The sequence below is a fragment of the Acetobacterium sp. genome (assembly GCF_039830195.1).
In the GTDB taxonomy this organism is placed as follows: Bacteria; Bacillota; Clostridia; order Eubacteriales; family Eubacteriaceae; genus Acetobacterium.
Genome location: NZ_JBDODG010000034.1, coordinates 1 through 11,920, shown reverse-complemented (window position 1 = coordinate 11,920; position 11,920 = coordinate 1). Strand labels below are relative to the sequence as shown.

General features: G+C 50.4%; 12 protein-coding genes and 1 other RNA gene. 6 read left to right on the top strand and 7 right to left on the bottom strand.

Annotated elements, in window-relative coordinates; translation table 11 throughout:
* The first annotated feature begins 60 nt into the window (after positions 1–60).
* Both ABGU93_RS10370 and ABGU93_RS10365 read left to right on the top strand, forming a co-directional pair.
* On the top strand, positions 61–969 hold the full coding sequence (locus tag ABGU93_RS10370) for an FMN-binding protein (protein WP_347413385.1): 909 nt from the start codon (positions 61–63) through the stop codon (positions 967–969).
* Positions 970–1,360: 391 nt separating this feature from the next.
* Complete coding sequence (locus tag ABGU93_RS10365) at positions 1,361–1,864, top strand: GNAT family protein (RefSeq protein WP_347413384.1); 504 nt, start codon at positions 1,361–1,363, stop codon at positions 1,862–1,864.
* Between the two features lie 56 nt (positions 1,865–1,920).
* Here ABGU93_RS10365 and ABGU93_RS10360 read toward each other — a convergent pair whose 3' ends face one another.
* The 7 genes from ABGU93_RS10360 to ABGU93_RS10330 all read right to left on the bottom strand — a co-directional run bounded on the left by ABGU93_RS10360 (position 1,921) and on the right by ABGU93_RS10330 (position 8,870).
* The gene (locus ABGU93_RS10360) at positions 1,921–2,133 is read right to left on the bottom strand and encodes a 4Fe-4S binding protein (RefSeq protein WP_347413383.1); all 213 of its coding nucleotides are present in this window, start codon (positions 2,131–2,133) and stop codon (positions 1,921–1,923) included.
* The gene (locus tag ABGU93_RS10355; protein WP_347413382.1) at positions 2,126–4,141 is read right to left on the bottom strand and encodes an aldehyde ferredoxin oxidoreductase C-terminal domain-containing protein; all 2,016 of its coding nucleotides are present in this window, start codon (positions 4,139–4,141) and stop codon (positions 2,126–2,128) included. Before ABGU93_RS10355 ends, ABGU93_RS10360 begins: the two co-directional genes overlap by 8 nt.
* Positions 4,138–4,371 (bottom strand): MoaD/ThiS family protein, encoded by a 234-nt coding sequence (locus ABGU93_RS10350; protein WP_347413381.1) that lies wholly within the window; start codon positions 4,369–4,371, stop codon positions 4,138–4,140. Before ABGU93_RS10350 ends, ABGU93_RS10355 begins: the two co-directional genes overlap by 4 nt.
* Entirely contained in the window at positions 4,371–5,606 is a 1,236-nt protein-coding gene (locus ABGU93_RS10345; RefSeq protein WP_347413380.1) for an iron-containing alcohol dehydrogenase, read from the bottom strand. The genes ABGU93_RS10350 and ABGU93_RS10345 overlap by 1 nt, the downstream gene beginning before the upstream one ends.
* Positions 5,607–5,876: 270 nt before the next feature.
* Entirely contained in the window at positions 5,877–6,311 is a 435-nt protein-coding gene (locus tag ABGU93_RS10340) for a desulfoferrodoxin family protein (RefSeq protein WP_347413379.1), read from the bottom strand.
* A 29-nt stretch (positions 6,312–6,340) separates the two neighbouring features.
* Positions 6,341–7,192 carry a 2-oxoacid:ferredoxin oxidoreductase subunit beta gene (locus ABGU93_RS10335; protein WP_347413378.1) on the bottom strand — a complete coding sequence of 284 codons (852 nt, stop codon included), beginning with the start codon at positions 7,190–7,192 and terminating at the stop codon, positions 6,341–6,343.
* 1 nt (position 7,193) lies between these two features.
* Complete coding sequence (locus tag ABGU93_RS10330; RefSeq protein WP_347413377.1) at positions 7,194–8,870, bottom strand: 2-oxoacid:acceptor oxidoreductase subunit alpha; 1,677 nt, start codon at positions 8,868–8,870, stop codon at positions 7,194–7,196.
* 138 nt (positions 8,871–9,008) lie between these two features.
* Here ABGU93_RS10330 and ffs point away from each other — a divergent pair.
* The 4 genes from ffs (at position 9,009) to ABGU93_RS10310 (ending at position 11,801) form a co-directional block, all read left to right on the top strand.
* Positions 9,009–9,274, top strand: an RNA gene (gene ffs / locus ABGU93_RS10325) — signal recognition particle sRNA large type.
* Positions 9,275–9,503: 229 nt separating this feature from the next.
* On the top strand, positions 9,504–10,643 hold the full coding sequence (locus tag ABGU93_RS10320; RefSeq protein WP_347413376.1) for a 1-propanol dehydrogenase PduQ: 1,140 nt from the start codon (positions 9,504–9,506) through the stop codon (positions 10,641–10,643).
* Positions 10,644–10,776: 133 nt separating this feature from the next.
* Positions 10,777–11,253: a permease gene (locus ABGU93_RS10315; protein WP_347413488.1), complete on the top strand. Its 477-nt coding sequence runs from the start codon at positions 10,777–10,779 to the stop codon at positions 11,251–11,253.
* Positions 11,250–11,801: a permease gene (locus ABGU93_RS10310; protein ID WP_347413375.1), complete on the top strand. Its 552-nt coding sequence runs from the start codon at positions 11,250–11,252 to the stop codon at positions 11,799–11,801. The genes ABGU93_RS10315 and ABGU93_RS10310 overlap by 4 nt, the downstream gene beginning before the upstream one ends.
* The last annotated feature ends 119 nt before the right edge of the window (positions 11,802–11,920 follow it).

The following is an 11,920-nucleotide window of genomic DNA, read 5'->3' as shown; positions in this document are numbered from 1 at the left end:
AAAAATGACACCAAGATGTCATAATCGTCTGCTATGATAAGAAAAAAAGGAGGGATTGAGATGACCGTTATCATTAACGTAATGACTGCCTGGTTAAGTGTCATTTTTGCCGTTTTACTAACAATCATCTACTTATTGCGAATCGTCAATAAGGGAACCAGAAAAAATAAATTCATCGCCAAGATAAACCGAAATTTGAGAAATTCACATAAAACAATGGGAATCGCTTTTGTGATCACCGCCTGCATCCATGGTATCTTTTCCTCAGGTGCCATTCTGTCATTTAATTATGGAACCCTGTGTATGGTAACGGGGATTTTGTTGGGACTTACTTATCTGCTCAGAAAATTGTTGCCCGGAAAATGCACCTGGATCAAACCACATCGCTGGTTAACCGTGGTGCTGATCGTCTTTCTGGGTATTCACCTCTGGGAAGTTGGCGGAATCATGGGGCCGGATGTTTTTTTTAACAGTTCGTTAAAGGAAGTGGAGGCTTCGGTAGAGAAATTGTATGGAACCCAAACGGTGCCAGCAACAGCAGTAGCAGAACAAACCGAACCAGTAACTGCTGAAAGCTCAAGTACTGCCACGGCAGAAAGCGCACCAACAACAATGTCGGATTCAACCGTGACTGATACGGTGGTAACCAAAGCCAATCTATTTTTGGGCAGCGTCGATCTGAAGGATGGGACCTATACCGGGGTGGCCGAAGGTTACGGACCGGAGCTGACGGTTAGTGTCACCGTGACTGAAAACGTGGTTACCGCTGTTTCGGTGGTCTCTCACAACGAAAATAATGTAAAGTATTATGGCAAGGCCATCGATGCGGTACCGGCAGCCATTGTCGCCGCCCAGAGCCCGGTGGTTGACACGATTTCCGGCGCGACCTATACATCAAACGGGATCATGCAAGCAGTCATTAATGCCCTGGCACCAGCAGTGATTTCGGGAACCCTGCCCAGCCTGTAAAATTTCAGAGCATCATATTAAACGAGTATCTTGACAAAAATGTGGAATCAAGATATGCTATTTCGCTCATTGAAACATTTCAATGATGTTACTGAACGATTAGACGCCCATACCGGTAAATTTGCCTGCGAAGTCAAATTTACCGGTATGGGTGTCTTTTTTTAGGTTAATAAACATTGATTCAATATTTGGGTGAAAAAGGGGTAGAATACTTAAAAAGCCAGTTAGTTTGTGATGGATTTAAACGATTTGATTCAGGTGAATGATTAGATGTTGTGTCGGTTCTCAGATCAAAATTGTCAGCCCGCATGTTGCAGTCAGGCCAATCATCGGCAGATGTCAGGTGTTCGGTTTGACAGATCATGACTTATTCTATACAGGAGGAAGAAAGATGAAATTTGAATTAAGAGATTGGAAACTGGATGATGCGGAAAATCTTGTGCGTTATGCCAATAACCCCAAGGTAGCCTGTTTTTTGCGAAATACGTTCCCATCACCCTACACCTTGGACGATGCGCATATGTTCATTGACAAGTGTATGCACCGGGACCAGACCAAACAGTCAATTAAAGCCATTGTCATTGATAATGAGCCCATCGGTTCGGTAGGATTGTTGCTTCAAGACGATGTCAGTTGTAAGACGGCCGAGTTGGGATACTGGCTGGGTGAACCATTCTGGGGCAAAGGGATTATGACCAAAGCGATTATTCAAACCTGTGAAAACGGCTTTGCCAATTTTGATATTTTCCGAATTTATGCCCGCCCCTTTGTCGATAATATCGGCTCTCGAGCAGCATTGGAAAAAGCCGGATTCCAACTGGAAGGAATCTGCAAGAAAGCGATTTATAAAAATGGAAAGATCACCGATTATTGTATGTATGCACTGATTAAGTGAAAGTGAACAATGAAAAAAGCAGCTGGATGATCTAAAAATCATTCAGCTGCTTTTTGTCATATCATCCGGATCGCCTCCATCGGGCAGGCTTTGGCGCAGCGGGTGCAACCGGTGCAGCGGTAGTACTCATCCAGCACCGGGTAGGCTTTCTGGTAGCGGTCGATATCGGTTTTGCGCAAAACGATGCAGCTCAGGGGACAATCGCCGGAGCAGATACCGCAAGCCATGCAGAGCTCATAATCGATGACAGGTTTTTTCTGATCAGCCATGGGTTACGCCCTCCATTTCCAGATCGCAGAAGCCCAGGTCCGCCAGGGCGGTTTTGGTGGGGATGCCGGTTTTTTTGTCCCAACCCATAAACTGGTAGTGAATACTCATCATCGCATCCAGATCAAAACTTTTTCCTTTCAGGGGACCTGCGGTCAGGGGCGGGTTGCCACTGAGCCGTTCATTCATTTTAAAGTCCCGGGGGTTGATTCCTTCCCGGACATTAAAGGCCTGGCGCAGGGTTTGCATCCGCAGACCGATGGTCATGTATTCGTTGGCGGTTTTCTGCCAGCCGGTGGCAGCATTGAGATAATCAAAAAGCTTAAAGTGATTGAGTCCGCTGACCAGCGCAAAAAAACAGCCGCCGGAGCCATCGAGAATCTGTTTGATGCAGGCATTGATCATGGATTTCAGGCCGACCTGATTGGTGGCCTCGTAGTCGTCGTTTTTATCTTCCCCCAGTTTGACCTTGGGCGCCCAGGTCACATCTTCCCAGATCCGCATATAGGTGTAATAGTTGCCGGCGCCGATGGTGTGGCGGCCGGGGGTGGGGTCGCAGGAATAGTGGATACCGAGGATCGGATCCAGCCGGGGGTCATGCATGCCCGGTTCCTGTCCGCCGGCGTGGATGGCCAGGGGCGCGGATTCAATCCCGAGAATGGCACTGGCTTTTTTAACGCCGTGCTGCAAAACAGCACCAAAGCCGACTCCGGCAATCATTTGTTCGACCAGAGTGATGATTGCCTCGGCATTGCCCCAGGTGAGCTCCAGTCCACCGGTGACTTCCGGGCTGAGCCAGCCTTTTTCATAACACTCCATGGCAAAGGCAATGGTATTTCCGGCCGAAATACTGTCCATTCCGCCGCGGTTGAGCAGTTCGTTGATCATAAAAATGGCATCGCGATCTTTATTTAACAGCAGTGACCCAAAGGCGGCGACGGTTTCGTACTCCGGCTTGTGAGTGTGCGGAAAACGGCCTTTTGAGATGGCGCTGATATCGCAGACCCCGCCACAGCCAATGACGCAGGAATAACAGTGATACTTTTTGGTTTCGTGTTTCTGGATCTGGTCGGGATTCATATGGCGGTACTGGCGATAGGGAAAATCGGCCACCGAACCCTTCCAGTTTTTGACCGGGGTATCACCCATGGTCATGCCCATGGTGTTGGTAAAGCCGGTGCCCCATTTTTTGATGATGGCCGTGGATAACATCCCGTCAATGGGGATGGCCTTATCAGTCGCCACCATCGATTTTCCCATCATCGGCAGCATCGCCCCGGTGGCCAGCGGGGGCAGATTGGCAGCCTTGACTTTTTGGGCGTAGTCCCGGCTGATGGCTTTGATGGCCTGGGGATCCTGAGAACGGATCATTTGCGAACCGGCCAAAACCACGGCTTTGAGTTTTTTTGAGCCCATTACAGTGCCGACCCCGGAGCGGGCCGCCATCCGGCCGCCATCGTTGGAAATTCCGGCGATCAGCGACTGGTGCTCACCGGCCGGGCCGATGGTGGCAATGGCCAGTTTTTTGTTCGTGGTGATTTTCTGATTGATGGCGGCTTCGGTGACCACTGTGTCCAGACCCCAGAGATCAGTGGCATCCATCAGCTGGGGACCGTTATTATCGATAAAGAGCATTTTGGGGGTGGGCGCCTGGCCCTTTAAAAAGATACCGTCATAGCCGCTTTGCTTGAGCGCTGGAGAAAAGGTGCCGCCGCAATTGGCATCGCCGAAGCCGCCGGTCAGGGGCGACTTGCAGACGGCCAGCCAGCGTCCGGTCATAAAACTGCCGGTGCCGGTGAGGAGTCCGCTGACAAAGCCGAGGATATTATCCGGCCCCAGGGGATCGGCGCCCTGGGGAATATATTTATAGAGGATATAGGCGCCCAGACCCACCCCGGAAAGAAAATGTTCGTAAATCACATCGGGGATTTTGATTTCGTTAAAGGTGGAATCGGAAAGATCCACCATCAGTATTTTGCCGCAATAGCCTTTCAAAAAATTACCTCTCATCCTCCAGCAAGGGGGAGCATAAAACTGATCACATCTCCATCTTTTAACTGGGTATTCAATTTCACCCGCTGGTAGTTGACATGGCAGATCACCAGCGGCTGTAACACCAGAGGGATTTTCAGCCGTCGATAAACGGTGAACAGCCGGGCCCCCGGAGTCAGTACCATCATGCCATCCTCGTCCAGATTGGTGAGGCTAGCAAAGGTTGGGGGATAGACCTGCACCTTCATTAAGCTTCGGGCGCTGTTTCCGGACATAGCTGGGTCAGGATCTCGTAGCATTCCTGATAATGCATAATCCGGGGCACCGGGTAGGTGGGGTTGCCTTCTTTAAGAATCCGTTTGGCCAGTTCGGGAATATCCTTTTCCTTCAGGGCATAAATGGTGGTGGGAATACCCATGTTGGCATTCATCGTTTTTATTTTTTCAATCAGCAGCTCAGCCAGAGTTTCATCGTCGTTCATGGCTTCGCCCAGACCGGCATAAAAGGCCAGCTCAGCCATTTTTTTCTGGGCGGCTTTTTTAGAAAATTCGAGCACATAAGGCAGGATAATGGCATTGGCCAAACCGTGGGGAACCCCGTAAAAACCACCCATGGCGTGGGCGATGGCATGGACATAGCCAACATAGGCCCGGGTGAAGGCCAGTCCGGCATCAAAGGCGGCCTGGGCCATTTTCAACCGGAGCCCCAGGTCCTGGCCGTTGTGATAGCTGTTTTCCAGATTATTGATAATAATTTCGCTGGCATTGAGGGCTTTTTCTTTGACAAAAGCAGTATCATATTTTCCGATATAGGCTTCCACCGCATGGGTCAGGGCATCCATCCCGGTAGTGGCTGTCAGCGAAGGCGGCAGTCCGACCATCAGCTCGGGATCGAAAACCGTGGCCAGAGGCACCAGCTTGGGATCGTTAATGGCAAATTTTTCATGGTTTTTAAGGTCGGTGATCACAGCGCAGATGGTTGCTTCAGAACCGGTTCCGGCGGTGGTGGGGATGGCAAAAAAAGGCGGCAGCCGGCGGGTCAGTTTAAACAGTCCGCGCATCTTTTCGATGCTTTTGCGGTTGGTGACCTTGGCGGCAATGATTTTAGCGCAGTCGATTGGAGAGCCGCCACCGAAGGCCACCACGCCCTGGCAGTTGCTGCGGTAATACAGGGCCAGACCGTCTTCCACATTTTCGAAGGTGGGGTTGGGCTGAACCTTGTCAAAAACGATGGCATCGATGCCGTTGGTTTCCAGAGCGCATAAAAAAGAATCGAGTAAACCCATGGAATAGAGGGGTTTGTCGGTGACAACCAGAACCTTGGTTACCCCGGAAATCGCAATGATTTCGGGAAAACGGCGGACCATGCCAGGGCCCTGAAGAACCGGGGGAATCGGCAGTGGCAGCACCTGGACGACTTGCTTCATCACTAACTGGGAACTGCGGTAGGGAACATTTTGAATGGTCTTAAGTACTCTTTGCATCAGGTAACCTCCATTTTGTTACAGTAGCATTGATTAGATTATTCGGGACAGGTAAGCACAAGGTCAAGTTTATTATCGTTCATGAATCATCCTTTTGCTTAAATGTTTTATTCATTATATCACAACTGAAAACAAAGAAATTAAAAGGCTGAATTTTAAGTTTTTATAAAGATTTTTGCTGATTACCGCATAAGGCCCCGGGATCTGGTCGGTTGTAACCCAGAACCCGGGGACGCAAGATCAGCCGTAACGCCGGAGCAAGCGGTCCACTTATTCAATACAGCCCTGGGGGAACTCTGGTGAGCAGACCATTTCTTCGTAATCCAGCTCGGCATTGTTGACCATCCAGAGGCCATGGACATCGCAATAGGCATAAACCCGGACAACATCCAGCGGTTCCACAGAAAAGAACGTTTCCGGAGCATTTTCCGGGGTCAACTGAACATATTGGCCGCCGCTGCGGGTCTGGACAAAAATCCACAGAATCGAGTGATCGGCAGTCATCGGGTGGGGCACGCTGCCGACTTTAACCTGGAGCTGGTGGTCGCTAAAAACAAGCACCGGGACGTGTTTTTCTTTGGCGGCATCCGCCGTATTCGGCTGTAACAGGGCCTGGGAATGATGGCAGTACTCGGTCAGGGTACCGTTCAGTTCCAGCAGCACGGAGTTACAATCGTTGCACTGGTAAAATAACCTGGGATCCATAAGATTACCTCTTTTCATATTAATTCTTATTAGATATAGCTGTTAATCAAGGCCTGGACAGCACTCAGGGGAACCTGTTTATCAACCAGGGGGACGGTATCGAACAGTTCGGGGCGCTTGGCGGCGTAGGTTGGAGCCGGTGCCTGATAGAGGATGCCAATCGGGATGATGTCGCCGAACTGCATCGCTGTTTCGATGGCGGCCAGTTTATTGGTGGGGTCATAGCGATCATCCAGGGGTTTAACCCGCTGTTTGTAATAGGCAAAGGTATTGGTCTTATTAAAGCTGACGCAGGGCTGGAGGATATCCACCAGGGCGTAGCCGGGATGGCGGATGGCCGCGGCCATAATTTGGGCCAGATGGGCTTTGTCGCCGGAAAAGGAGCGGGCCACAAAGGTGGCGCCGGCGGCAATGGCAATCAGCAGCGGATTAAAAGGGGCCCCTATATTGCAGGCGTTGGTTTTGTGGCGGAGATCGCAGGGATCGGAGGTGGGTGAGGGCTGGCCCTTGGTCAGGCCATAAATCTGGTTGTCATGGACAAAATGGGTGATATCGACATTACGGCGGATATTGTGGAGAAAGTGATTGCCCCCTTCCCCGTAGGAATCGCCGTCGCCGGTATTGACAATCACCGTCAGGTCATCGTTGGCAATTTTAATGGCAACCGCCGCCGGCAGGGAGCGGCCATGGAGACCGCTGAAGCCGTTGGCGGTGAGATACTGGTTGGTTTTGGCGGCCTGGCCAATGCCGCCGACCAGGACAACCTGATGAGGCGGTGTTTCCATTTGGTTCAAAACGCCGGTGAGGGTTTCGAGAATGGCGTAATTACCACAGCCAGGGCACCAGGCCGTTTCAGAGGTGGTGAATGGTGAGTTGTTCATATTAGAAACCTCCCTTGAGATTTTTTATGCCGGTTAGGATATCATCCACCGATAATTGCCGGCCGTCGTACTTGAGAATGCTGTGTTCGCAGCAGATCAGGGCTTCCTCCCGGAGCAGTGCCGCCAGCTGACCGGTGGCATTTTGTTCGACGTTGATAATGTCTACCACCTGGGCGGCAAAATGCCGGAGTTGTTGGGTGGGCAGGGGGTAGATATCCCCGAACAGCAGGGCGCCGTAATTTTTATCTTCCTGGTTGAGGATGTCAACGGCTTCTTTGATGGCGCCGCTGGTGGAACCGAAACCAACCAGTAAGGACTGACATTGCTCGGCTCCCCAGAACTCCGGTTCAATCAGTTCCGCTTTCAAGCCTTCCAGCTTGTTCATCCGTTTTTCGACCATCTGGTTGCGGACAGCGGCAGATTCGGTAATCTGGCCCCATTCATCATGTTCATCACTGTCGACCCGTACCAGGGCTTCCGATTTGCCGGGGATGCGCAGCGGTGAGATGCCGTTTTCGGTGAGGGCGTAGCGACGGTAAGGCTGATCTGGGGTTAGAGCCGCCGCTTCCGGTGCGCTGAAGCGGACAATTTCACTGGCATCAAGCAGCGGGATGGTGGTGGTCGCATCGGCCAGATATTGATCGCTTAAGAGGATCACCGGGAGCTGATATTTTTGGGCCAGGGCCAGACTGCGGGCCGTCTGGTAGAAGCAATCGGCATGATCCCGGAGGGCAATGACCATCCGCGGGAATTCGCCCTGGGAGGCGGAGATCACAAATTTCAGATCACTTTGTTCGGTTCGGGTGGGAAAGCCGGTGGCCGGTCCCGGGCGCTGGACATCCACTGCCACCAGCGGGATTTCGGCAATGCCGGTAAAGCCCAGGGCTTCCACCATCAGTGAAAAACCGCCGCCGGAGGTGCCGGTCATGGCGGTGGCCCCGGCATAGGAGGCCCCAATGGCCATGTTGATGGCAGCAATCTCGTCTTCAGCCTGTTCCACGGCAATGGCCATGGTGGTGCTGTGGGCGTTAAAGAAGTCCAGCAGGCTGGTTGAGGGGGACATCGGATAGGCTGAATAAAATTTCAGGCCGGCGGCGACAGCCCCTAAGCCAATGGCGGTATTTCCGGAGAGGAGCAGGTGTTCGGAAGTTTGGCTCAGTGGAAATTCATAATTTGAGTCCACCAAATCGTAGCCCCTGTTAAAGGCCGCTATATTGATCTCGGCCAGGTCAGCCCGGAGCTCGGCCTGGATAATAGCAGCGGCGTGAGCCAGGGGGATATTAAAGAGCTTAAGCAACGCTCCGGACGCCACACTGCTGATCACTTTGGGGTTGCCAAGCTTGGTGGCGATCGCTTTCAGGGGCAGTTTGATGGCCCGGAAATCGTCGATCGGCAACGACTCGTCACATAAAATAAAACCATCATAAGAAAGCTGGGGCTGGTGTTCCCGATAGGTTGTTTCATCGATGGCAAAGAGACCATCGAGGGTATCCCGGTGGGCGTGCAGCGGTTGGTTACCGAACCGGATCTGGGTAAAATTATGGCCGCCGCGGACCCGGGACATAAAATCACGGATTGTAAAAAGATGGCAACCCGATTGTTTCAGCATTTTTTCAAGTAGTGCGGACATTGTTTCAATGCCGTCTCCGGCGGCTCCGCCTAAAAGGATGTTATACATACAGAACCCTCCATTCAAAGATAATAGCCAGGAATTGACATGGCTCTTTAATACTTACCCAATTAAAGACAATTTCATCTTTCTTAAAGGATTTATTTTTTCTTGTCAATTATAAATTAATAGGCTATAATAACTAAGTCGTGCTAGACGGAGAGTTAGCGGTGCTTTGTAACCTGCAATCCGCTGTAGCAGGGTTGAATTCCCCATCGAGGCGCCAGGGTTTGAGGTCAGCCAGAGGAAAGTGGCGTTGAGAGTTGGACCCTTCGCAATAGAAACTTATGAACCCCGTCAGGTCAGGAATGAAGCAGCGGTAAGTAAGACCTTCTATGTGCCGGAGGATCATCTGATTTGAGCTAACTACCTGTGTAACGCTTGGAAGTTGGTAGTCGAAGTGGGGTGCACGACAAAAAAGTCTATTGAATGCCAGACAGAGTTTGGTATTCAATAGACTTTTTGCGTTGCGGCAGAATCATGATACTTAATGGTCATCATGGAATAAAAATTAGGGATAATCTATATTTTAACAAGGATTCTTGCTATAATGAAAAAAGTTCAAGGATTATCCAAATTTGGATATTACCTTGGCGGAAAGAAACATTAAGCAAGTTAAATTTAGAATGTGAGGAAAAACCCATGCGATTTTTTCAAGTGAAGCCAGCAATTTATTATGGGGAAGGTTCCCTGAAACAAATTGAGAAACATAATTTCAAAAATGTCTGTATTGCCACTGACCAGGGGATGGTCAAGTTTGGCTTATTAAAAAAATTAACCGACGAACTGGATGCCAAAGGCATCACCTATCACGTTTTTGCCGATATTGAGTCCGATCCTTCCACTGAAATTGTCGAAAAAGGACTGATGCATATTATTATGAATAAGCCGGATGCCCTGATTGCCATCGGCGGTGGTTCGGTTATTGATGCGGCCAAGGCGATAATTTTCTATTGTGTCAATTTCAAACGGATCTTTTTTGAAGACCGCTATGTTCATAAACCAATGTTTATCGCCATACCGACCACTGCCGGAACCGGCTCTGAGGTTACCGAATACGCAGTAATTACCGATAAACAGAAAAATACCAAGATTCCTTTAACCGATATCCTGATGATGCCGGATGAAGCGATCCTTGATCCCCAGTTGATTGAAAGCGTCCCGGCTGGCGCCACCGCCGCCACCGGCATGGATGTTATGACCCATGCCATCGAAGCTTTTATTTCCACCAACAACAATCCCTTTGCCCGGTGTTATGCCAACAAGGCCGTGGAACTGGTCTTCCGCAGTCTCTACCCCAGTTATATAAACGGCTCAGATCTGGAAGCCAAGGGCAGCATGCAGATTGCTTCCTGTATGGCCGGGATCGCCTTTAACAGCGCCGGTCTGGGCATCACCCACAGTATTGCCCATGCCTTTGGCGCGATGTTCCACCTGCCCCACGGATTGGCCAATGCCATTGTCCTGCCCTATGTGATCCGTTTTAACGGTCAGGACGAAAAGGTTCAGCATCAGTATGCCCGGCTGTTAAGCGGTTCTGGGATCTTGAATGTCTCCGGCAACGCCACCGAAACCTTGTATAGCAGTGTGGTCGCCCTGAGTGCGTCACTTAATATTCCGGTTTCGCTACAGGCTTCCGGTGTATCGGAAGCTGATTATCTGGGGGCCCGGGAAGAAATGCTGGATAAGGCCATGGCCGATATCTGTACCACCACCAACCCGGTGGCCGTCACCCGGGAAAAAATGCAAGGCGTGATGGATCAGGCCTACTACGGCGTCTAAACGCATCTTAATAATCAAACTTGAGCTCCGGTGTTTTGCACCGGGGCTTTATTTTTGTTATAATAAATTACCGGATTTGCTGAAAAAAAGAAATGAACTAAGAATAAAAAGAAATGAGGAAAAAGAGATGACGATGACAATTGTTTTTTACGGATTAGCGGCCATTGGACTGATTTTTTCCTTGCTAAAAAGCCGGGAAAAAACAATAATGGCGTTAAAAAAAGCCTGGAAAGCTTTTGAAAATATTTTGCCCCAGTTTTTGGGGATCATTCTGCTGATTGGGGTAATCCTCAGTGTGCTGTCACCGCAGCAGATTTCCCAGCTGATTGGGGAGGACTCTGGCTGGGTCGGTGTGGTCATTGCCACGGTGATCGGCTCGATTACCCTGATTCCGGGCTTTCTGGCCTTTCCGCTGGCGGCGGCGCTGCTGGAAAATGGTGCCGGCTACATGCAGATTGGGGCTTTTATTTCCAGCTTGATGATGGTGGGGATCGTAACCATACCGGTGGAGTTTCTGTATTTCGGCAAAAAGGCGACATTTTTACGAAATGGCATGGGACTGGTCTTTTCGATTCTGGTGGCGCTGGTCATCGGTGGGGTGATGTCATGAAAAAGAAACAGTTGGAATTAGTGAAACGGTATCGTTTTTTTGCGATCATGATCGCGGTCACCCTGATTATTCTGGCGGTCAAACCGGCCATGGGGGTTCAGGTCTACAGTTTAGCCATTAGCAGTGTATTAGAAATGTTGGGTGTGCTGCCGCCAATTTTTGTCTTGATCGGACTGTTGGATGTGTGGGTAAAAAAAGAAACGATGGTCAAATATATGGGCAAAGATTCGGGAATTGTCGGCGTGTTACTGGGCTTCTTTCTTGGTGCGGCGGCGGCCGGTCCGCTTTATGCGGCCTTTCCGGTGGCCGGGGTTTTTCTCAATAAGGGCAGCCGGCTGGCCAACGTTTTTATTATTGTCGGGGCCTGGGCATCGATGAAAATCCCGCTGCTGCTGTTTGAAGTGGCGGCGATGGGCTGGCAGTTTACTCTGATCCGGCTGGTCATGGACATCCTGGGGGTGCTGGTGATTGCCTATAGCATGGAAAAAATCCTCACTGATGAGGATGAGCGGCAGATTTATGAACTGGCCCGTAAGATGAATCAATAAGTTACGGCTGTGCTGCAGCATAAAAAAGGCACCCATTCATTAAGATGAAGGGTGTCTCTTTATTTGTGCGCCCGGCATGGGCGCAATCTAACGGGTGAAAGTCCCGAGCACGGGTAGGT